Annotated in this window: 22 protein-coding genes; 10 read left to right on the top strand and 12 right to left on the bottom strand. The window is 57.0% G+C overall.

The genetic code is table 11. The features are described from left to right. Positions 1–4 precede the first annotated feature (4 nt). The 7 genes from C0U40_RS17100 to cysG all read right to left on the bottom strand — a co-directional run bounded on the left by C0U40_RS17100 (position 5) and on the right by cysG (position 6,155). Entirely contained in the window at positions 5–307 is a 303-nt protein-coding gene (locus tag C0U40_RS17100) for a BufA1 family periplasmic bufferin-type metallophore (RefSeq protein WP_101657020.1), read from the bottom strand. A 400-nt stretch (positions 308–707) separates the two neighbouring features. Further along, entirely contained in the window at positions 708–1,544 is an 837-nt protein-coding gene (locus C0U40_RS17095) for a ferredoxin--NADP reductase (RefSeq protein WP_101657019.1), read from the bottom strand. 43 nt (positions 1,545–1,587) lie between these two features. Further along, a complete protein-coding gene (locus tag C0U40_RS17090; RefSeq protein WP_101657018.1) occupies positions 1,588–2,025 on the bottom strand; it encodes a DUF934 domain-containing protein in 438 nt (145 codons plus the stop codon). Between the two features lie 3 nt (positions 2,026–2,028). Beyond that, positions 2,029–2,766 carry a phosphoadenylyl-sulfate reductase gene (locus C0U40_RS17085; RefSeq protein ID WP_101657017.1) on the bottom strand — a complete coding sequence of 246 codons (738 nt, stop codon included), beginning with the start codon at positions 2,764–2,766 and terminating at the stop codon, positions 2,029–2,031. 12 nt (positions 2,767–2,778) lie between these two features. Beyond that, the gene (locus C0U40_RS17080) at positions 2,779–4,446 is read right to left on the bottom strand and encodes a nitrite/sulfite reductase (RefSeq protein WP_101657016.1); all 1,668 of its coding nucleotides are present in this window, start codon (positions 4,444–4,446) and stop codon (positions 2,779–2,781) included. Positions 4,447–4,449: 3 nt separating this feature from the next. Continuing rightward, on the bottom strand, positions 4,450–4,752 hold the full coding sequence (locus tag C0U40_RS17075; protein ID WP_101657015.1) for a DUF2849 domain-containing protein: 303 nt from the start codon (positions 4,750–4,752) through the stop codon (positions 4,450–4,452). Beyond that, positions 4,752–6,155, bottom strand: coding sequence for a siroheme synthase CysG (gene cysG / locus C0U40_RS17070; protein ID WP_101657137.1), 1,404 nt, complete (start codon positions 6,153–6,155; stop codon positions 4,752–4,754). The genes C0U40_RS17075 and cysG overlap by 1 nt, the downstream gene beginning before the upstream one ends. A 151-nt stretch (positions 6,156–6,306) precedes the next feature. Between cysG and C0U40_RS17065 the strand changes: the two genes are divergently transcribed. Further along, positions 6,307–6,768 (top strand): Lrp/AsnC family transcriptional regulator, encoded by a 462-nt coding sequence (locus tag C0U40_RS17065; RefSeq protein ID WP_101657014.1) that lies wholly within the window; start codon positions 6,307–6,309, stop codon positions 6,766–6,768. Positions 6,769–6,833: 65 nt separating this feature from the next. On the opposite strand, the gene C0U40_RS17060 is transcribed toward C0U40_RS17065, so the two are convergent. Both C0U40_RS17060 and C0U40_RS17055 read right to left on the bottom strand, forming a co-directional pair. Then, the gene (locus C0U40_RS17060) at positions 6,834–7,232 is read right to left on the bottom strand and encodes a hypothetical protein (protein ID WP_101657013.1); all 399 of its coding nucleotides are present in this window, start codon (positions 7,230–7,232) and stop codon (positions 6,834–6,836) included. A gap of 8 nt (positions 7,233–7,240) precedes the next feature. After that, positions 7,241–8,446, bottom strand: coding sequence for a pyridoxal phosphate-dependent aminotransferase (locus C0U40_RS17055; RefSeq protein WP_101657012.1), 1,206 nt, complete (start codon positions 8,444–8,446; stop codon positions 7,241–7,243). 113 nt (positions 8,447–8,559) lie between these two features. Between C0U40_RS17055 and C0U40_RS17050 the strand changes: the two genes are divergently transcribed. The 9 genes from C0U40_RS17050 to C0U40_RS17005 all read left to right on the top strand — a co-directional run bounded on the left by C0U40_RS17050 (position 8,560) and on the right by C0U40_RS17005 (position 17,034). Next, complete coding sequence (locus C0U40_RS17050; protein WP_286135063.1) at positions 8,560–8,838, top strand: succinate dehydrogenase assembly factor 2; 279 nt, start codon at positions 8,560–8,562, stop codon at positions 8,836–8,838. A 91-nt stretch (positions 8,839–8,929) separates the two neighbouring features. Next, positions 8,930–9,439, top strand: coding sequence for a MarR family winged helix-turn-helix transcriptional regulator (locus C0U40_RS17045; protein WP_101657011.1), 510 nt, complete (start codon positions 8,930–8,932; stop codon positions 9,437–9,439). A 206-nt stretch (positions 9,440–9,645) separates the two neighbouring features. After that, positions 9,646–10,869 carry a 5-aminolevulinate synthase gene (gene hemA, locus C0U40_RS17040; RefSeq protein WP_101657010.1) on the top strand — a complete coding sequence of 408 codons (1,224 nt, stop codon included), beginning with the start codon at positions 9,646–9,648 and terminating at the stop codon, positions 10,867–10,869. Positions 10,870–11,065: 196 nt separating this feature from the next. Then, entirely contained in the window at positions 11,066–12,247 is a 1,182-nt protein-coding gene (locus C0U40_RS17035) for a helix-turn-helix domain-containing protein (RefSeq protein ID WP_180957735.1), read from the top strand. Positions 12,248–12,326: 79 nt separating this feature from the next. Then, positions 12,327–13,454, top strand: a complete 1,128-nt coding sequence (gene ispG, locus C0U40_RS17030; protein ID WP_101657008.1) for a flavodoxin-dependent (E)-4-hydroxy-3-methylbut-2-enyl-diphosphate synthase — start codon at positions 12,327–12,329, stop codon at positions 13,452–13,454. Between the two features lie 25 nt (positions 13,455–13,479). Continuing rightward, on the top strand, positions 13,480–13,950 hold the full coding sequence (locus C0U40_RS17025) for a DUF1499 domain-containing protein (protein ID WP_101657007.1): 471 nt from the start codon (positions 13,480–13,482) through the stop codon (positions 13,948–13,950). Between the two features lie 305 nt (positions 13,951–14,255). Further along, positions 14,256–15,311 carry a peptide chain release factor 1 gene (gene prfA / locus C0U40_RS17015; RefSeq protein ID WP_101657005.1) on the top strand — a complete coding sequence of 352 codons (1,056 nt, stop codon included), beginning with the start codon at positions 14,256–14,258 and terminating at the stop codon, positions 15,309–15,311. Further along, positions 15,308–16,141: a peptide chain release factor N(5)-glutamine methyltransferase gene (gene prmC, locus C0U40_RS17010; RefSeq protein WP_286135062.1), complete on the top strand. Its 834-nt coding sequence runs from the start codon at positions 15,308–15,310 to the stop codon at positions 16,139–16,141. The genes prfA and prmC overlap by 4 nt, the downstream gene beginning before the upstream one ends. A gap of 209 nt (positions 16,142–16,350) precedes the next feature. Next, the gene (locus tag C0U40_RS17005) at positions 16,351–17,034 is read left to right on the top strand and encodes a DUF4167 domain-containing protein (RefSeq protein ID WP_101657004.1); all 684 of its coding nucleotides are present in this window, start codon (positions 16,351–16,353) and stop codon (positions 17,032–17,034) included. A 4-nt stretch (positions 17,035–17,038) separates the two neighbouring features. Here the strand turns inward: C0U40_RS17005 and rsmA are convergent, their stop codons facing one another. The 3 genes from rsmA to C0U40_RS16990 are packed head-to-tail and all read right to left on the bottom strand — an operon-like array spanning position 17,039 to position 20,065. Beyond that, entirely contained in the window at positions 17,039–17,884 is an 846-nt protein-coding gene (gene rsmA / locus C0U40_RS17000; RefSeq protein ID WP_101657003.1) for a 16S rRNA (adenine(1518)-N(6)/adenine(1519)-N(6))-dimethyltransferase RsmA, read from the bottom strand. After that, a complete protein-coding gene (gene pdxA / locus C0U40_RS16995) occupies positions 17,868–18,857 on the bottom strand; it encodes a 4-hydroxythreonine-4-phosphate dehydrogenase PdxA (RefSeq protein ID WP_101657002.1) in 990 nt (329 codons plus the stop codon). Before pdxA ends, rsmA begins: the two co-directional genes overlap by 17 nt. Next, complete coding sequence (locus C0U40_RS16990) at positions 18,854–20,065, bottom strand: peptidylprolyl isomerase (RefSeq protein WP_180957734.1); 1,212 nt, start codon at positions 20,063–20,065, stop codon at positions 18,854–18,856. The genes pdxA and C0U40_RS16990 overlap by 4 nt, the downstream gene beginning before the upstream one ends. Positions 20,066–20,079: the final 14 nt, after the last annotated feature.

The raw sequence follows: 20,079 nt of genomic DNA, 5'->3' as shown, positions 1-20,079 counted from the left end.
CTGATCAGCTTGGCAGATCACGTTCCAGAGCTTCGGTAGAACCGGTGCGGGCTGTGCCGTCTGCCATTTCGGGCAATTTGATTTCGGTGCATGTGCCAGCATCCACCAGCGACCATGCGTTGCCTTGGTAATCTACAGTGGATGTACCGGCGCAGGATGTACCCGGACCAGCGGCGCAGCCGTTCTGACCGGCAAGGGAAACACCGTAGCATTTTTCTTTGGATTGCGCAGAGGCAGTGTTGGCATGGGACACAACTGCGGCTGCAACTGCAGAAGCAACGGCGAGTGTTTTAACTGTATTTGACATGTAAGGTTCCTCTCTGTCGTAAACTTTAAGCCGCACCGTCGAAGACCTCCAAGATGCGGTAGAATGAGCGTAGCCAAGCAGGGTCATCAATAGCTACTCACATGGATGTGTATAACACGTAGTTCAGCGATTGTAACATTCCCATAGGGGAAGGTTTGGCCTGGGAGAGGTGGGTTGAGAGGGGGGTAAGGGTCTGAAGTATATAGAGTTTTAGAAATTCACGATTGGGGGGAACTAACGGCAAATGCCCGTTGGCCCGTCGTCCGGACACAAGCGGGGTAGCGGTAATGTAACAGATATTGCAACGAAATTCCGGGCTGTTCTGTAGAAACTTTTTGCCCCGAAATGCAAAAAGCCCCCGCGAAGGGGGCTTTCTTCCTGTCTGTCGGCACGCGTTGAGTTAGCCGACGAAGGCTTTCTCGACCACAAATTCGGCTGGCTGGCTGTTGGAACCTTCGGTCATGCCAGCGGCCTCGCAGATGGCTTTGATGTCCACGTTCAACCCCATAGAACCACAGACCATCAAACGGTCTGTTTCCGGGTTGAGAGGCGGCAGGCCGAATTCCTTGGCCACTTCACCATCTTTCAACAGATGGGTGATCCGACCCATACGTGCGCTTGGCTCTTGTGTGGTGGTCGGGAAGTACTTCAGCTTGTCGCCAACAACTTCACCGATCAGGGGATCATCAGAAAGGGAGGCTACCAGATCCGCGCCGTATTTCAGCTCTGCGGTTTCACGACAGGTGTGGCAGAGGATCACTTCGTCATAGCGCTCATACAGGTCGGGATCGCGGATCAGCGAAGCAAATGGCGCGATGCCGGTGCCTGTGGCGATGAAATACATCCGTTTGGCAGGTAGCAGCGCATCCAGAACCAGCGTTCCCACGGGTTTGGGGCGCACAATCACTTCGTCGCCAACCTGAATGTTTTGCAGCTTGGATGTCAGTGGACCATCCTGCACCTTGATGGAATAGAACTCCAGTTCGTCGTCCCAGCTTGGGGAAGCGATGGAATAAGCCCGCAGCAGGGGTTTCTGCTTGCCGGTTTTCGGATCGGGATCGCCCATGAGCCCGATCATTACAAACTCGCCCGAGCGGAAGCGCAGGCTGGCCGGACGGGTCACGCGAAACGAGAACAGCCGGTCGGTGTAATGGGTAACTTTAGTGACGGTCTGGGCGTCGGGAAGAACTGGCACAGGCTTGGCCTCGGTCGTGGTAATAGGATTCTGATCCGTCATTGTCGTATTCCTGTCGAAAGGTCAATTGTTAGTGTAATAACAATTATGCTGATTTTTGCAACCTGTTTAGGTAGCGGTGTTCGGTCCAGTTGGCGCGGGCGAGCCACTGGTCTTCGGGCTGGCGGTTGGCGATGCTCTGTTCGATTTCCACCTCATCAAAGCCCACACGCCGCGCCATGGCGTATTGATCTGCAATCACATGGCCATAGGCGCGCAAGCGTCCCTTATAGCCGAGCAGACGGGCGGTGCGGGCAATGGTGAAGCCGCGCCCGTCATGGGCGTTTGGAAAGAAAATGCGGATCATGCCCACGGTATCGAAATAGGGCTGCAACTGCTGGGCGGTCACGGTGTTTGGTACATCCAACCCGTAACCGCGCTTGGGTTCAGCGCCGCCCTGTGTCGCCACATCCCAGTCGAGAAGCGGGCCTGTCCAGTCGTCCTGAACAAAGCCGCTGTCCTGAATAAGTACTGTATGCGTCATGCCTCAGGCTCCTCTGACGATCTTGCCATCTGCGCCGAAGTGGATGCCACATTCGACCTTGTCCTGCCCGCGCCAACGGCCCGAGCGGGGATCTTCATTGCGGCCGACCGGCGTGGTGCAGGGGGCACAGCCGATCGACGGATAGCCTTTGGCCACCAGCGGATGGCGGGGCAGGGCGTTATTTTCCATATAGGCGATCAGATCCTGCTGGCGCCAGTGGGCCAGCGGGTTGATCTTGATGCGGATGTCGTCTTCGCTCTCGAACAGGTCCAATACCGCACGCTGGCCGCTTTGGAACCGTTTGCGTCCCGTAATCCATGCGTCATAATCGCCCAGTGCCTTTTGCAGGGGTTCGGTCTTGCGCAGCGAACAGCAGGCATCCGGCGCTGTCTGGTGAAGGGTTCCATCAGGATCCGCCGCAGCCACAGCCGCAGCATCCGCCCGCACAATGCGCATGTTTTTCAGGCCCAGCTTTTCGGCCACTTCGGCCTGATAGTCGAGCGTTTCGGGAAACAGCATTTCGGTGTCGATCATCACCACCGGCGTTTCCGGTTTGATGGTGGCAACCATATGCAACAGAACAACCGATTCAGCCCCGAAAGAGGACACCAGCGCCACGTTCCCCAGAAGGGGATCGTTCAGCGCCTCGGTCAGCACGGGAATTGCAGCATGGTGGCGATAGCTGGAGTTCAGCATCTCTACACGTTCGGGAACAGTCAGATAAGCGGCTTCTAATGGCATGGCGTGCGTCTCCTATTCGGCTGCGATTTGTTCGGCGGGATAAAGCACAGCCTTGAACGGTGCGGCCCCCAAACGGCGGTAGGTTTCGATAAAGGTCTCATCGGCGCTGCTGCGCAGGTCGAGATACCCGTGGATCAGGCGCTCGATTGCAGGAACAATCTCGTCATAGGCGAACCCCGGTCCGGCACGTTCACCGATTGCAGCGGTTTCCGTATGATCCCCGCCAAGCGTGATCTGGTAGTTTTCAACACCGGCCCGATCCAGACCCAGAATGCCGATGTGACCCACGTGGTGGTGGCCACAGGCATTGATGCAGCCTGAAATCTTGATCTTCAGCGCACCGATGTCATGCTCCAGCTTCAGCTCGTCAAAGCGTGTGGCGATCTGTTGTGCCACAGGAATTGAGCGCGCAGTTGCCAAAGCACAGTAGTCCATGCCGGGGCAGGCGATAATATCGGAAATCAGTCCGATATTGGCCGTGGCCAGACCGGCTTCGCGCAGACGGGCGTAGATTTCGGGCAGGTGCGATTTGTGGACATGGGGCAGGATCACGTTCTGCTCGTGGCTGATACGCAACTCGTCATGGCCGTATGTTTCGGCCAGATCCGCCATCACGCGCATCTGATCCGCTGTCGCATCGCCCGGTGTCTTGCCGTGTGCCTTGGTCGAAATGGTCACGATGGCGTAATCGGGGTTCTTGTGCTCCGCCAGATTGGTATCCACAAAAGAGCGGAAGGACGCATCGGCATTCTGTGCGGCGTAAAAAGCATCCAGTGGCGCGTCAATAAAGGCAGGCGGCGCGAAGGCTTCCTTGATCGAAGCGTACAGCTCCTGATCATAGCCCCCAAAAGCCTGCCGTTGCAGAACAAAGGCTTTTTCCACCTCGTCGCGGATCACATCGAGCCCGTTTTCATGCACGGTGATCTTGATCCGCGCCTTATATTTGTTATCGCGCCGTCCCAGACGGTTATAAACCTGAAGGATGCTTTCCACATAAGGCAGCAGGTCTTCGGCTGGCAGGAAGTCACGGATGACCTTGCCCACCATGGGTGTGCGGCCCAGACCACCACCAACGATCACTTCGTAACCGGCTTCGCCATCCGCACCGCGCACCATGCGCAAGCCGATGTCATGGGCTTTGGTCACAGCGCGGTCGGTTTCGGAGCCGACCACGGCAATCTTGAACTTGCGCCCCAGAAAAGCGAATTCAGGGTGGTCGGTGGACCACTGGCGCAGCAGTTCGGCGGTGGGGCGGGGGTCTTCGATCTCATCCGCAGCGGCACCGGCAAAATGGTCCGAGGTCACGTTGCGCACGCAGTTGCCGGAGGTCTGGATGGCGTGCATCTCTACCTCTGCCAGCGCGTCGAGGATATCAGGCACATCCCGCAGCTTGGGCCAGTTGAACTGGATATTCTGGCGCGTGGTAAAATGCCCGTAGCCCTTGTCGAATTTCTCGGCAATCATGGCCAACTGGCGCATCTGGGAAGACCGGAGTGTGCCATAAGGAATGGCCACCCGCAGCATATAGGCGTGCAGTTGCAGATACAGACCGTTCATCAGCCGCAGTGGCTTGAATTCGGTTTCTGTCAGGGAACCGTCGATACGCCGTTCCACCTGTGCGCGGAACTGTTTGTTGCGCTCGGCGATGAAATCTTTGTCAAACTGGCTGTAGGAATACATGGTTTATGCCTCCGCTTGCTTGCCGTGGTGGTAATTGCTAGGTCCGGTCATGCGAAATGTTTCGCGGAAATGGGCCGGCATCGGTTTGTCGTCAGGGCCAAGGGCCGCATCCGCGAGGTAAGGGCCGACGATCACATCCTGCTGCTTCTCCGCAAGGGTCAGCACGTGGTTCGCCAGTTTTTCAGTGTCGAGATAAAGCGCGTCTTCAAAGGCACCCACCCAATCGCCTTTTTCGTCCCAGTAGATCACATCACCGGACAGAAGGTGGTTTGCGGTCAGAACCTTCGGGGTAAATTTCTTGGCCATCAGGCTTGCTCCATTTCGTCAATATCAAGGTCAAGCGCCACTTGCGCTGCCGCCCGCGGTGCCAGACCCAGCAGCATGACTGCGGGACCGGACACATCCGAGGCGTTGAGGATTTCTGGCAGGGTCAACAGGGTTGCCTGCAAAATGCGCTGGTTCGCGCGGGAGGCGTTTTCGACAACCGTCACAGGTGTTTCGCCGTTTGCGCCGTGCATCATCAGACGCCCGCGCAGGAAGCTCGCCGCTTTCTTGCCCATATAGACTGCGGCCACCGCATCCGGTTTGGCCAGATCGCGCCAGTCCTGATCCGCAAAGCCGTTCACATCATGGGCAGTCAGGAACTTCAGCGCAGAATTGCGCCCCCTTTGCGTCAGGGACAGTCCAGCCCCCGCAGCCGCCGCCGACGCTGCCGTGATGCCCGGGACAACCGCCCAGTCCACACCCGCCGCATCAAGCGCATCCATTTCTTCGTCCAGCCGCGCAAACATCGCCGGATCACCGGATTTCAGCCGCACCACATGGTGGCCCTGCGCCGCATGGGAAATCATCAGATCGTTGATGTCCGCCTGCGACCAGCTTTCGCCAAAGCCCCGTTTGCCGGTTTCAACGACAATGGCTTCGCGCCGCGCCAGCTCCAGAATTTCGCCGGTGACCATCTGGTCGTGCAGCACAACGTCTGCCTCATGCAGCAGTTTGCGTGCCCGAAGGGTCAGCAGCTCCGCATCCCCCGGACCAGCACCCACCAGATCGACGCGTCCCGCACTTCGTTTGGCCGCGATTGTCTGCGCCAGCAGGTCTTTCAACTCTGTGCGAACGGCCTGTTCGCCGCCGGACGTCAGCGCCTTTGGCCCGCGCTCGAAGTAAAACCGCGACCAGAAATCCCGCCGCTTGCGGCCCATAGGAAGAACCTCGACCGCGCTGCGAAACGCCTGTCCCAGACGCGCAAGTGCGCCAAGGGACGGGGGCAGGGCCTCTTCCACCTGTGCCTTGATGTGACGGGCGAGAACCGGTGCCGCGCCTTCGGTGCCGATGGCAACCGTGACCGGATCACGGTCTACAATAGCGGGGGTGATGAACTGGCTGTCTTGCAGGTTGTCCACGATATTTACCAGCGCACCGCCCGCGCGACCCAATGCTGCTACACGCGCGTCCGCTGCGTCATCGTCCTGCGCTGCGTAAACCAGACGTGCGCCATCCACGTCGTCCGCCTGCATATTGCGGCGGTGCAGTGTGATGCGATCCGCTTTGGCCCAGCTTTCAATCAGCTCTACCGCTTCCGGCGCAAAGACGTGAACCTCGGCTTCGGTCTTGAGGATCAGCCGCAGCTTTGCCACCGCCGTTTCGCCGCCGCCAGCCAGCAAAACCCGCTGGTTCACAAGATTCACAAAGATCGGAAAATGCTTCATTGTCCCGTCCACTTTCAATTCGTTAGGCTCGATATAGCGGTTTGGAGGAAGAAATTCCATTTACAAACCCGATTTGACGTGAAATAGGAAAATATGACTTTCGAAAGCTTCCAAATTGGAACAAGCGTCGCGAAATGAGAGGAAAGACAAAATGTCCATCGCTCTAGACCCTCTGGACCGGAAAATCCTTGCGGAATTGCAAAAGGATGCCTCCCAGTCGCTGGATGATATCGCCCGCACGGTCGGGGCCAGTAAGACGCCTGTCTGGAACCGCATCCGCAAGATGCGCGAGGCGGGCCTGATACGCGGCCAGACAACCTTGGTCGATCCCGAGATGTTGGGGCTAGAGGCTTGTTTCTTTGTGCTTATCCGCACATCCGAACACGATCAAAGCTGGCAGGATGCCTTCCTGAAAACCCTGCTGGAACGCCCCGAAGTGATGGAGGCGCATCGTCTTGCAGGGGACATTGATTACATCCTGAAGGTGCGGGTCAGTAATGCCAAAGCCTATGACACATTTTATCAGGCGCTGATCTCTGAGGTGAAAATCTTCAACGTCACCGCGCTTCTGTCTATGGAAGAAATCAAGAGCACAACGATTCTTCCGGTCTGAAAAGCGCACAGCACTCCGGTTTCAATGTTCCGGAAATACTCGATTTCCCGACAACGGGCAGCACCCTACTTTTTAGCCAAACCGTCTGCCTTGCGCCGCACAATCACTGTGCGCAGATCGTGCATTGCCATCAGCAGATCATCCGCAAACATCTCGATCTGTTCGTCCGTAGCGCGGGTCTGCACCCACTGCGCCGTCAGGTTCAGGTGGTCTGTGGTGCGCAGCAAATCGTCAATGCGCCGTTCTTCGATAATCTTGCGCCGTGCCACGACCCATGCGTCAATCTCGTTGCGCTCTGCCGCGGTGGGAATCTGATCCCCCTGAGGTTTCACTTCGCCAGAGCGGATATTCACCACGGCGATTTGTTGCATGTCCAGACGGCGCTGGCGGTTCTCGGCATCAACACGATACACCGCCGCACCGTTTTCGCGAACACGGAAGAACAGGTTTTGCAGGTCGGCCATGGGTTCTCCTACTTCAATCGGGCGCAAAAATTCTGGATGCGGGTGCAGGCATCCGTCAATTCTTCACTGGAGGTGGCATAGCTGACACGAAAGTTCGGCGACAGACCAAAGGCTGCGCCAAAGACAACAGCAACGCCTTCTTCTTCCAGCAGTTCGGTAGCAAACACCTCATCAGAGGTGATTTCCACGCCCTTCCGTGTTGTCTTGCCAATGCAATCTGCGATGGAGGGATAGACGTAGAATGCTCCGTCAGGGGTAGGGCAGGTGATGCCTTCGGCCTTGTTCAGCATATCGACCACAAGATCGCGGCGATCCTGAAACACGGGGCGGGAGGTTTCGATATAATCCTGTGCGCCGTTCAACGCCTCGACGGCCGCCCACTGGCTGACAGAGCTGGGGTTCGATGTGGATTGCGACTGGATCTTGCGCATCGCTCCGATCAGATGTTTCGGCCCGGCGGCATAACCGATGCGCCAGCCTGTCATCGCATAGGCTTTGGAGACGCCATTTACTGTCAGGGTGCGCTCGTAAAGCTTGGGCTCCACTTCCGCAGGGGTGCAGAACTTGAAATCCCCGTAGGCGAGATGTTCATACATATCGTCGGTCATCACCCAGACATGAGGATGGCGCAGCAGCACATCTGTCAGCTCTTTTAGCTCTACCGCGCTGTAACCTGCGCCCGAGGGATTGGACGGAGAGTTGAAGATCAGCCATTTTGTTTTCGGCGTGATCGCCGCTTCAAGCTGGTCTGCGGTCAGTTTGAATCCCGTCTGGATCGAGGTATCGGCCACAACAGGGGTGCCTCCGGCCAGCAGAACCATATCGGGATAGGACACCCAGTAAGGTGCCGGGATCACCACTTCGTCGCCGGGGTTCAGCGTGGCCATCAGCGCATTGTAAAGCACCTGTTTACCACCCGAAGAAATCGAGACCTGATCCGGTGTATAGTCCAGCCCGTTGTCCCGTTTGAACTTGGAACAAACCGCCCGTTTTAACTCGGTGATGCCATCGGGGGCGGTGTATTTCGTTTTGCCTGCGTCAATCGCGGCCTTTGCTGCGGCCTTGATGTTGTCCGGCGTGTCGAAATCCGGTTCGCCCGCGCTCAGCGCGATAACGTCCCGTCCGGCGGCTTTCAATTCTGCCGCTTTGGCGGAAATCATAATCGTCGGAGAGGGTTTCACCCGATCCAGCGTTCTAGACAGAAAATCCGACATAACTTACCCCTTCTTGTATCTCGCACTGTCTTAGGAGGGCGCTGCGCGGGGTGCAAGGAAAACCCTGTCATGCAGGCTCTTGCCTGTCCCGCGGCCCCGTTCTAGAAGGCGGTATGGAACAGATGCACCCAAAAGACGAACCTTATGAGACCCGCCTGCGCAGACTGCGGATGCGTTCCTGGCGGCGTGGTATGAAAGAAATGGACCTGATTTTGGGTCGTTTCGCAGACACGGAACTGGCCAATCTGGACGCTGAAGCGCTCGACGCCCACGAGCATTTCATGAACCAGCCGGATCAGGTGCTATATTCGTGGATCAGCGGTGCTGCACCCACTCCAGAAGAATTCAAACCGGCTCTAGCGCGAATTTTAGACAATTTGTCAGTAAGATAATGGCAATTTCGAAAAAAATAACTTCTGTTTAACGAGTTGTTCGAACTTTTCCGCAATTCTGCCTGTGAATGGCTAATGGCGGAGAATAATGATGAGCATTCATGCACAAGTAAACCCAACCGAAGTTGATACCAAAGGGCCGGAGTTCCTTGGCTCTTATCTTGAAACACTTTCAATGGTTGAACGCCTTCACAGGCTGCTGCTTGACGTAATCAAGGATGAATTCGAACGTCTGGGGTTGCTGGATATAAACTCAGTTCAGGCGCTATTGTTGTTCAATATCGGTGATAATGAGGTGACCGCAGGCGAATTGAAATCCCGTGGTTACTATCAGGGTTCCAATGTGTCCTATAACCTCAAGAAACTGGTGGAGGCTGGGTACATGCACCACCACCGCTGCGAAATCGACAGACGCGCCGTGCGTGTCAGATTGACCGAGCGGGGGCGTGAAATCCGCGCTATCGTCACTGATCTTTTCGAACGGCACGCCGGTGGCATGGTCGGGCAGGACGTCATCGGAGAAGTGGGTTTGAAGAACATCAATACAGTGCTGCGGCGGGTGGAACGCTACTGGACTGATCAGATTCGCTATATCTATTAAAGCAGCCGACTGCATCTGATGGGCAGATGGGACTGGGAAAAACCCGGATGTTGCATCTATTCCAAGGGGTTGAACAGCCAGACTCAAGTGTATTCAGTTCAGGTTCCGGCTGACACATGCGGCGTTTTGTGGTCTAACTGTCTGTGCTAGAATACCCTATCTGGGTATCGACCCGACGTTCGGGCCGCAATTTTAGGGTGCCACCTATGGATTATGACCAACATATCGACGACGCTTTGAACCGCCTGCATGATGAAGGCCGGTATCGTGTGTTCCAGAATATCCGCCGGATGAATCAGCAGTTTCCCCGTGCGATCTGGTCAAAACCTGATGGCAGCGAAGCGGAAATTACCGTTTGGTGTGGCAATGACTACCTTGGGATGGGCCAGCATCCGGTGGTTCTGGATGCGCTGAAAACAGCCGCAGACGAAGCCGGCGCCGGTTCGGGGGGCACCCGAAATATCTCTGGCAATACAGCCTATCACCACGAGTTGGAGGCAGAGCTTGCGGATCTGCACAATAAAGAACGGGCGGTTTTGTTCACGTCTGCTTATAACGCAAACGAGGCAACGCTTTCGGTTCTGCCCAAACTCTTTCCCGGCTTGGTGATCCTGTCTGACGAACTGAACCACGCTTCCATGATCGAAGGCATCCGTCACGGTTTCGGGGAAAAGCACGTCTTCGCCCATAATGATGTGAACCACCTGCGCAGCCTGCTGGAAAAGCTGCCCCGTGACACACCAAAACTGATCGCATTTGAATCGCTTTATTCCATGGACGGGGATTTCGCGCCCATTGAAGAAATTTGCGATCTTGCGGATGAATTCAACGCCCTGACCTATATTGATGAAGTACATGCTGTCGGGCTCTATGGTCCGCGCGGCGGCGGCATCACGGAACAGGACAATCTTGCTGGCCGGATCGATATTATCAATGGAACGCTGGCTAAAGCATACGGTGTTATGGGGGGCTATATTGCAACCTCCGACCGGCTGGCCGATGCCGTGCGCTCTTATGCGCCGGGGTTCATTTTCACCACCTCGCTGCCACCTGCAGTTGCCGCCGCCGCAGCGGCTTCGGTCAAGCACCTCAAGACAGACAATGCCTTGCGTGGCCTTCACCAGAAAAAAGCTGCGTTGCTGAAAGCCCGCCTGCGCGCATTGAACTTGCCGCTTGACGATCAGGGCAGCCATATTGTTCCGGTCCATGTGGGAAATCCGGTAAAATGTAAAATGCTGTCGGATATGCTGTTGGAAAACCACGGTATTTATGTCCAACCCATCAATTTCCCGACAGTTCCCCGCGGCACAGAACGGCTGCGGTTTACACCGTCGCCGGTCCATACCGATGCTATGATCAACGCTCTGGTTTCGGCGCTGGACGGGCTTTGGGGTCATTGCGCGCTGAACCGTATGGATATGGTCGGATAAGCTTCGGGTTGCCCAAAATCTGAGCGTTCTTGAGCGGTTTTTCGCCACCTCGTAAAATGCAACAATTTTTGTGCGCAGGGGTGCACAAAAATCGTATCCTGTGGTAGAGATGCAATATAACAACGGATGAACGAATCGTCCGATGCGGGGGCAACCGCAAAACAAGTATCCGGACGCAAGGGGTCAGGCAGGTTGGATGGACAAGGGCTTTGGGAAACAACAGCCACGCGGCTTTGATACGTTCGAGGTAACACTCGGCGACCAAATGCGCGGAGAGCGAGCCACGCTCGGCAAATCCCTGCTGGATGTCCAACGGGATTTGCGGATCAAAGCCACCTATATTTCGGCTATCGAAAACTGCGATCCTTCGGTCTTTCAGACGCAAGGGTTTATCGCCGGGTACGTGCGGTCCTATGCGCGGTATCTGGAAATGGACCCTGACGAATGTTTCGTCAGATTCTGTGAAGAAAGCGGCTTCAACGGGGTACACTCCGAACTGAAACCCAATTCGCTCGCCAACAAATCTGCAGCCTTGCTACACACGCCGGTGCGTCCTGCAACTGCCGACCCGATTGCGCGGCCCCGTATCCCAATGACCCCGCCTTCCGCCAGTTTCCTGAGCAATATTTCGCCTTCCGCGCTCGGTTCCGTGCTGGTGCTGGCCCTGTTGGTCGGTGGGCTTGGATACGGCAGCTGGGCAGTCCTGCAAGAAGTCCAGCGCGTGCAGTTCGTTCCGGTGAACCAGACGCCGGGTGTGACGTCCGAAGTAGCAACCCTTCCGATCGAACCTACGTCCCAGCGGGATAATGTTGTGGCTTTGAACCCGACCTCGGATTTCCAGACCTCGAATCTGGATCAGCTTTATCGGCCGACCGAACTGGAAGTGCCGCAAATGGTGGCGCGGGATGCGCCGATTTCATCCTTCAATGCGGGCAGCCTCGGGGCTTATGCGGATTTGCAAACACGCGATGTGCATCCCCCCGTTGTGGAGCAGGTGGAAGAAGCCGCGCCGCGCGTTGTTGCCGAAGGCCCGCCGCCCGTGGATGTGGTCGCTCTGAAACCGGCGTGGATTCGCGTTTATTTTGATGACGGGTCTGTTCTGTTCGAAAAAATCCTAGACGCAGGGGAACGGTACCGCATCCCGAGCGATGTTGACGGTGCCAAGCTGCGGGCCGGTAACGCAGGTGCGGTTTTTGTTATGGTCGGAGACAATACCTACGGGCCGGTCGGAAATCGCGGCGGGGTCGTGCGCGATGTGGCTTTGGGCAAGGAAAACGTGACCGAGACGATGGCTCTGGCCACGGATTTGTTCACCACGCCACTGGCGCCACCTCTTAACGGGATGAACCCTGTGGCCGATGCAAGCGGGTCAAACTGATCTGCGGCATTGCAGCACTCGTCGCTGCATGTAAAACACCCTATATGCAGTAGAAACCGAATACTCGTCAGGAAACCCTATGTCCCTGAATGCCGTGCGCCCGTGGCGCAATATTTACCGCCGTAAGTCCCGTCAGATCCACGTGGGGTCTGTGCCTGTGGGGGGCGATGCGCCGATTTCAGTGCAAACCATGACCAATACGCTGACCCATGACGCGGCAGCGACAATCAAACAGATTCAGGCCTGTGCGGATGCTGGGGCTGATATTGTCCGCGTGTCCTGTCCCGATGAGGCAAGCACTAAAGCCATGCATGAAATCGTGCGGGAAAGTCCCGTTCCCTTGGTAGCGGACATCCATTTCCACTATAAACGCGCGATTGAGGCGGCGGAAGCAGGTGCGGCCTGTCTGCGGATCAATCCGGGTAACATCGGCAGCCCCGAAAGGGTGCGCGAGGTGGTAAGTGCTGCGCGGGATCACGGATGCTCCATCCGCATCGGTGTGAATGCCGGCTCGCTTGAAAAGCACCTGCTCGACAAATACGGAGAGCCCTGTCCTGATGCGATGATCGAGAGCGGTCTCGATCATATGCGCATTCTGGATGACAACAATTTCCGCGAATACAAGATCAGCGTGAAAGCTTCTGATGTGTTCATGGCGGCTGCTGCCTATCAGGGGTTGGCCGAAGCAACGGATGCACCCATCCATCTGGGAATAACCGAAGCAGGCGGGCTGACATCCGGTACGATCAAATCCGCAATCGGACTGGGCAATCTCTTGTGGATGGGAATCGGTGATACCCTGCGTGTCAGCCTGTCTGCCGATCCGGTGGAAGAAGTCAAAGTGGGCTTTGAGATCCTCAAATCGCTGGGCCTGCGCCATCGCGGGGTGAACATCATTTCCTGCCCGTCCTGTGCCCGTCAGGGGTTTGACGTCATCAAAACCGTTGAAATCCTTGAGAAAAGGCTGGAACATATCAAAACCCCGATGAGCCTGTCGATCATCGGCTGTGTTGTGAACGGTCCGGGGGAAGCGCTGATGACGGATGTGGGCTTCACGGGGGGCGGTGCCGGTTCGGGCATGGTCTATCTGGCGGGCGCGCAGAGCCACAAGATGTCCAACGACCAGATGATCGAACATATCGTAGAGCAGGTTGAAAAGCGGGCGGAACAGATCGAATCCGACGAAGTAACCAAGATTGCCGTTTAGGCAGTCCTTGAAAAGAGGTGTTGTGATGTTTGGCTGGTTCCTGATTGCACTTGTTGTTGCTGCCCTGTTGTGGTTCCGCTTTGCGCCAAGCAATCCGGCACTGTGGCACAAAGATCCGGCCACTGTTCAAAAGACGGCCAAACCGAACCAGTTCCTGATGCGGGGTGGCGCGGATTCTGACGGCGCGGATACGGCAGCAGAAATCTTTGATGTTCCGGCAGAAGAACTCGCCAGAGCCTTTCACAAGGTTGCAATGGCGCAGCCACGGGTCAGCGTTCTGGCAGAAGCAGACAATGACTTCTGGATCACCTATGTGCAGCGCAGCAAATTAATGGGATATCCGGATTATATCTCTGTACGCATTGAACCTGTGGGCACGGACAGATCCGCGCTTCTGGTCTATTCACGCTCGCGCTTCGGCCGCTCCGATCTAGGGGTGAACAAGGCCCGCATGAAGGACTGGCTCGGACAGTTGCGGCAGGCTGTTGCGCGATGACAGACACCCTTGTCCGGTGTCCCGCCACATCGGGTTGTTCAGGGACATTTCGCATCGGGCCTGGAAATCCCGCCCGTCCACCCGCAGACAAATGACTTCGCCCAATTCAACCCGAGCCCCGGTTTTATCGGTGCAGTAACAGTCAGGCCAAGTTACATCGGCATTTTGTGCAAGTGCGGCCGACCCGAGAGCCGACACGAGCAAACCGGTCATTAAAGCGGTTCTCATCCCCTAATAATAAGGGATTTCCGCCGATTTGTCACTTACTGCTTGACCTGCGGCCTGACGCAGGTGATTTCACGCCTATGATCCCGATAGAAAAACTTGAACAGATAAAACAACGCTTTGCCTTTCTGGAGGCAAAGATGTCCGAAGGTAGCGCCAGCGATGATTTCGCTGCACTGTCAAAGGAATACGCAGATTTGCGGCCTGTGGTGGAAACGATCCAGCAATACCAGTCTCTGCTACAAGATATTGCAGAGGCCGAAGATATGATGGCCGATCCCGAACTGCGGGAGCTTGCAGCCGAGGAACTGCCAGCGCTTCAGGAGCGATTGCCTGCCCTTGAACATGCCGTACAGCTCAGCCTTATTCCCAAGGACGAAGCAGACGAACGTTCTGCCATTCTGGAAATCCGTGCCGGTACCGGCGGGGATGAGGCCGCCTTGTTCGCGGGGGACTTGTTGCGGATGTACCAGCGCTACGCAGAAGGCGCGGGCTGGAAGTTTGAAGTGATGGAGGAAAGCGCCACCGAACTTGGCGGGCTGAAAGAAGCAGTGATCAACGTCAAAGGGCAGGGGGTTTTTGCCCGTCTGAAATTTGAAAGCGGTGTGCACCGTGTGCAGCGTGTGCCGGTTACCGAAAGCGGCGGGCGCGTGCACACTTCGGCGGCGACAGTTGCGGTTCTGCCCGAGGCGCAAGAGGTGGACATCGACATCCCCGCCAGTGACATTCGTATTGATACCATGCGGGCGTCCGGTTCCGGCGGGCAGCATGTGAACACCACGGATTCGGCAGTTCGAATAGTGCATATTCCGACAAACATCATGGTCGTCAGCGCCGAAAAGTCCCAGCACCGCAACCGAGAGATCGCCATGCAGGTGCTGCGCACGCGGCTTTACGATCTCAAACGCCAGCAGGCGGATGACGAACGGGCCGCCAGTCGTAAGGGGCAGGTCGGCTCGGGGGACCGTTCGGAGCGGATCCGCACCTATAACTTCCCGCAGGGGCGTCTGACGGATCACCGGATCAATCTGACGCTATATAAGCTGGATCAGGTGATGCAGGGCGATCTGGACGAGATTATCGACGCGCTGATTTCAGATGATCAGGCGGCCCGACTGGCAGAGATGGACCCATGATCCAAACCGCTTCTATGGTGCTGCGCAGTGGCACGAAATTGTTGCGCGACGCGATTGGCGACGGTGCGAACCGCGACGCCCGCATCCTGATGGCGCATATGATGGGGATTCCCGCAGACCGGCTGACGCTGGAATTGTCGCGTACCATCACCCCAACGCAGGTGTCCCAGTTCGAACACATGATCAAACGCCGCGCTGCGCACGAGCCTGTGTCCCATATCATTGGAAAACGGGACTTCTGGAAGCATGAATTCAAGGTCACGCCGGATGTGCTTGATCCGCGCCCTGAGACCGAAACACTGGTAGAGCTCGCTCTCCGCGGACCTGCGCCGCAGAGCATTCTGGATCTGGGGACGGGATCGGGGTGCATCCTGCTGTCGCTGCTGGCAGAGTATCCGGAAGCCCGTGGATTGGGGACGGATATGTCCGGGAAAGCCCTGAACGTTGCACAGGAAAACGCCGCTGCGCTGGGACTGGCAGATCGTGTCAGCTTTATACAGGCCGACTGGTTTAGCGGACTGTCCGGACGCTTCGATCTGATCGTCAGCAACCCGCCTTATATCACCGCGGCGGAAATGGATGAGCTGTCATCGGATGTGCGGGATTACGAGCCCCATCAGGCCCTGACACCTGGTGGCGACGGATTGTCTTCCTATCGCACGCTGGCAGCCAGTCTGGCACATTTTCTGGCCCCCGCCGGGCGGGCGCTGTTTGAAATCGGCTACAAACAGGGACCGGATGTTGTGGCAATTTTTAGGGATGCAGGTTTTACAGAGGTTAACCTTCACAAAGATTTGGCGGGCCATGACCGGATCGTCACCGTTTCCTAGGCGAAAACCGGCGAAAAGGGCAAAAATAATGCTCAAGCGCCCGATTTCACCGCATTTTCGCTTGTCATGGGAACCTTAGCCATTGTACTTTGGCCTATCGGATGATGGAACCGGTCGGTTCTCATCCCCTAGCATCCAAATAGGCATCTGGACTTTAGGTCTTTACGAAGACTGCTCAAAATCAAAGACGAAAAAGGTACTCGGATCATATGAGATCTTCTAGCAAATCGCGCTCGCGCAACAAGAACCGTTCCAACCGTTCCAATCTCGGGAATGTGGTTAATCGGGTGTTCGACAGTTCCGGCCCCGACGGTAAGGTGCGCGGCACGCCCCAGCAGATTATCGAGAAATATCAGACCCTGTCCCGCGATGCCCAATTGTCCGGTGACCGTGTAGCAGCTGAAAACTTCCTGCAACACGCCGAACATTATGTTCGCCTACTGGGTGAGGCTCAAAAGGAAATGGATCAACGCCGCGAACAGCAAGAAGCGCAGCGTCAGAACCAGCAGAACAACAACAATAACAATCAGGCTGGTGGCCAGAATCAGGGCTCTAACCAGCAGAATAACCAGAACAACGGACAGCAGCAGGAAAAGAAACCTGCCCAGAACGCCAATGCCAACGGTAGCGGAAACAACGCACCCGCACCGGCGGCTGTTGATCCGTCAGGCGAACAGCCTTCCATTCCGCAAAGCGATGACCTGTTTCCGGGACAGGAAGACGACAGCAATCTGGTTGAAACACCGGAAAGCAAACCGGCCAAGCCTGTAAAGAAAGCTGCTCCGCGCAAACGTGCACCGGCAAAGCCGAAGGCGAAACCGGCAGCGGAAGCTGCGGAAACCCCTGCAGAGCCGGCACCGGCTGTAGCAGAAGACACCAAAGCCGCAGAGTAAGGCTTTATTGCGCCCGAAGCTGTTCGCTAAGGGCGCAAAATCCGGCGAGGTCGATTTCTTCGGCCCGTTGCGTCGGTTTGATTCCCGCAGCAACAATCCTGTCTTCCAGATCCGGTGCCAGCCCCTTCAGGCTGGCGCGCAGCATTTTGCGGCGCTGACCGAAGGCTTTGGCCACTGTGCGGGACAGCCACACCGGATCAGCGGGATAGCGCGGTTCTTCCAGACGCTCCAGATGCACGACGGATGAGGTTACCTTCGGGGGCGGTGTGAACGCTTCCGGAGGCAATTCCATCACGATTTTTGCATCCGTGCGCCACTGCGCAAGGATTGACAGTCGGCCGTAGGTCTTGCTGCCGGGTTTTGCCACGATCCGCTGGGCGACTTCTTTCTGGAACATTAACGTCAGGGACTGCCAGTAGGGTGGCCATTCGGCGGGTGACAGCCAGCGGGTCAGCAGTTCGGTGCCCACATTGTAGGGCAGGTTCGATACGATCCGTACAGGGGCTGTCAGATGCTCCCACGGGTTGATTTGCAGCGCATCGCCCTGAATCACTGTCAGCTTGCCGTCGTAATGCTCTGACACTTCGGCCAGCGCAGGCAGGCATCGGGGGTCCTGTTCAATCGCCACCACATTGCGCGCTCCTTCCAGCAACAACGCGCGGGTCAGACCGCCCGGACCGGGGCCGACCTCCAGCACATCGCAGGTGGTCAGATTGCCCGCCTGCCGCGCGATTTTTGCCGTCAGGTTCAGGTCCAGCAGAAAGTTCTGGCCAAGGGATTTCTTGGCCCGTAACTCATGGGTGTTGATCACCTCCCGCAAAGGGGGAAGACCGTCAATGCTCAGCGTCATAAAGCGCCCTCGCTTTGGCCATGTCGCGCGCACGGCGCAGGGCCTCTATCAGTGAAGTGGCATCTGCAACCTGCTTTCCGGCAATGCCGAAGGCCGTGCCGTGGTCGGGGGAGGTGCGGATGAAGGGCAGGCCGAGTGTCACATTCACGCCTGCCGAAAAGTTCAGGGTCTTGATCGGGATAAGGGCCTGATCGTGATACATGCAGACCGCTACATCATAGGTGGCACGGGCGGCCGGATGAAACATGGTATCCGCAGGCAGGGGGGAAGTGATTTCCATCCCTTCGGCCCGCAGTTTTTGCAGAACGGGTTCGATTAGGGTAATCTCCTCGCGTCCCATCACGCCGCCTTCACCTGCATGCGGGTTCAGTCCGGCAATGGCAATGCGCGGGGCGGCAAGGCCGAAATCCCGTACCAATGCGGCGCGGGTGATGCGGATGGTGTCTTCCAGAAGGTCCGCGGTCAGCGCCTGTTTCACCTGTTCGAGCGGGATGTGGATTGTCACCGGCACCACCGACAGTTCAGGCGCGGTGAGCATCATCACAGAGCGTTCCACCCCGCCAAGTTCAGCCAGAAATTCGGTGTGACCCGGATGGGGAAAGCCCGCACCTTCGATCAGGACCTGTTTGCTGATCGGGTTGGTACACACGGCGCTGGCTGTACCGTCTTTTGCAAAGGCAACAGCCTGTTCGATAGAGGCAATAACGCCCGCTGCATTCGCGTGGTCCGGTTGACCGGCGGTCGCAGGAGCGGCGAATTCCAGAGGCAGCAGGGGTACACCCCTGGCCATCGCGGCCCGGGCCTTGGACGGGGCGGAAATTTCCACGGTTTCTGGGAAATGACGCGGATCGCCGATCACAAAAAAGGTCAGTTCTTCCTTCAACGCAGACCATGCTGCGCGTGTGATTCCCGGCCCGACTCCTGCAGGGTCTCCGCTGGTCAGAGCAATGGGACGGGATCGTGGATCTGTCATGGGTAAACGATGACAGCATCGCCTTTCAGTTCTTGCAGATACCCCTGACCCAGTGCGCTGACACGCTGGTTGAACAATCCGTTGCGGATGTTATCCCGTGTACCTTCAGGCAGGTCGCGGGTCCGGTCACAAAGCATCACAACGCTCAGAGTACCCGCCGTATTGGTGTAATAACTGGCTTCATGCCGGTCGAGCCCGGCCAGCGTCACGGCAATGTGGTCGGGAACCGTTCCAACCGTCTGGCTGTGATCGGTGTATCCCGGCACGGCAAAGCGTTCGGATTGCGCCCGCAAGTCGTCGCAGGTGTCAACGTCATTGATCAGATCGGTCGCCTCTGCCAGCAGACGCTCTGAACCGGGTTCTCCGGGGATATCTACCGTCGTATAGCTTACAGAAACCACCTGATCGGCTGACGGAGGATCGTTGCGCACGCCACGCAACTGGAACAGACCGACAGTTGCGCCAAGTGTGACAGGGGCTGTCACTTCGCCCGGTTGCAAGGCCATGATCTGGCCTGCGAGTGCTGCGGGCAGTTGCGCAACTGGCAACCAGTCGAGACGGCCGCTGCGGGCACGGCTGGGTGCGCGGGAATAGCGGCGGGCTGCCGCTGCAAAGGCGGCTTCGGAGCGAATGGATTTTGACAGGTTGTCAGCAAGTTCCAGCGTCTGCGCATCAGTCTGCTGGTTAAGGGGAAGACGGATTTCCGAAAACAGGATGGACTGAGAGGGGCGCACAGCGATCAGGTTCAACGTGGTATCGATTTCACTGTCGCTTACATTGGCACGTCCGGCGAACCGGACCTGAACCAGATTACGCCACAACAATCCGGCACGCACGAAATCCTGCATGCTTTCCCGCGCCGCGCCCCGTTGGGCCACGAACTGGTAAAGCTGTTCGCCTGTCAGATTGGCGCGACCGGCAAACTCGTCGACACCGGCTTCGATTTCTTCATCGGTCACGTTGAGGCCAGCCTGTTTGGCGGCTTGCAACCGCAGACGATCCTCGATCAGTTGCTCTTCGGCGATTTCGCGCAGATCGCCGGTTGTCCCGAACGCCTGCAACAATAGAACACGCTGGCTGATCTCAAAATTGGTCACAACGCTGTCATTTACCCTGATGGCAACGCCGTAAGGGTTGCTGCTTTGTGCAGATGCAGGGGAAGCAACCGCCATCAGACCTGCCATTATAGCCATTGCCACTGATTTCATATCTACCACCTGAA

The organism is Neptunicoccus cionae (genome assembly GCF_002860325.1).
GTDB lineage: Bacteria > Pseudomonadota > Alphaproteobacteria > Rhodobacterales > Rhodobacteraceae > Amylibacter > Amylibacter lutimaris.
This window is presented reverse-complemented; position numbering and strand designations above follow the sequence as displayed.

Bases quoted from the DNA above. Each gene is read 5' to 3' on its own strand.
- C0U40_RS17100 (WP_101657020.1), bottom strand. From the start codon at position 307: ATGTCAAATACAGTTAAAACACTCGCCGTTGCTTCTGCAGTTGCAGCC.
- C0U40_RS17095 (WP_101657019.1), bottom strand. From the start codon at position 1,544: ATGACGGATCAGAATCCTATTACCACGACCGAGGCCAAGCCTGTGCCA.
- C0U40_RS17090 (WP_101657018.1), bottom strand. From the start codon at position 2,025: ATGACGCATACAGTACTTATTCAGGACAGCGGCTTTGTTCAGGACGAC.
- C0U40_RS17085 (WP_101657017.1), bottom strand. From the start codon at position 2,766: ATGCCATTAGAAGCCGCTTATCTGACTGTTCCCGAACGTGTAGAGATG.
- C0U40_RS17080 (WP_101657016.1), bottom strand. From the start codon at position 4,446: ATGTATTCCTACAGCCAGTTTGACAAAGATTTCATCGCCGAGCGCAAC.
- C0U40_RS17075 (WP_101657015.1), bottom strand. From the start codon at position 4,752: ATGGCCAAGAAATTTACCCCGAAGGTTCTGACCGCAAACCACCTTCTG.
- cysG (WP_101657137.1), bottom strand. From the start codon at position 6,155: ATGAAGCATTTTCCGATCTTTGTGAATCTTGTGAACCAGCGGGTTTTG.
- C0U40_RS17065 (WP_101657014.1), top strand. From the start codon at position 6,307: ATGTCCATCGCTCTAGACCCTCTGGACCGGAAAATCCTTGCGGAATTG.
- C0U40_RS17060 (WP_101657013.1), bottom strand. From the start codon at position 7,232: ATGGCCGACCTGCAAAACCTGTTCTTCCGTGTTCGCGAAAACGGTGCG.
- C0U40_RS17055 (WP_101657012.1), bottom strand. From the start codon at position 8,446: ATGTCGGATTTTCTGTCTAGAACGCTGGATCGGGTGAAACCCTCTCCG.
- C0U40_RS17050 (WP_286135063.1), top strand. From the start codon at position 8,560: ATGGAACAGATGCACCCAAAAGACGAACCTTATGAGACCCGCCTGCGC.
- C0U40_RS17045 (WP_101657011.1), top strand. From the start codon at position 8,930: ATGAGCATTCATGCACAAGTAAACCCAACCGAAGTTGATACCAAAGGG.
- hemA (WP_101657010.1), top strand. From the start codon at position 9,646: ATGGATTATGACCAACATATCGACGACGCTTTGAACCGCCTGCATGAT.
- C0U40_RS17035 (WP_180957735.1), top strand. From the start codon at position 11,066: ATGGACAAGGGCTTTGGGAAACAACAGCCACGCGGCTTTGATACGTTC.
- ispG (WP_101657008.1), top strand. From the start codon at position 12,327: ATGTCCCTGAATGCCGTGCGCCCGTGGCGCAATATTTACCGCCGTAAG.
- C0U40_RS17025 (WP_101657007.1), top strand. From the start codon at position 13,480: ATGTTTGGCTGGTTCCTGATTGCACTTGTTGTTGCTGCCCTGTTGTGG.
- prfA (WP_101657005.1), top strand. From the start codon at position 14,256: ATGATCCCGATAGAAAAACTTGAACAGATAAAACAACGCTTTGCCTTT.
- prmC (WP_286135062.1), top strand. From the start codon at position 15,308: ATGATCCAAACCGCTTCTATGGTGCTGCGCAGTGGCACGAAATTGTTG.
- C0U40_RS17005 (WP_101657004.1), top strand. From the start codon at position 16,351: ATGAGATCTTCTAGCAAATCGCGCTCGCGCAACAAGAACCGTTCCAAC.
- rsmA (WP_101657003.1), bottom strand. From the start codon at position 17,884: ATGACGCTGAGCATTGACGGTCTTCCCCCTTTGCGGGAGGTGATCAAC.
- pdxA (WP_101657002.1), bottom strand. From the start codon at position 18,857: ATGACAGATCCACGATCCCGTCCCATTGCTCTGACCAGCGGAGACCCT.
- C0U40_RS16990 (WP_180957734.1), bottom strand. From the start codon at position 20,065: ATGAAATCAGTGGCAATGGCTATAATGGCAGGTCTGATGGCGGTTGCT.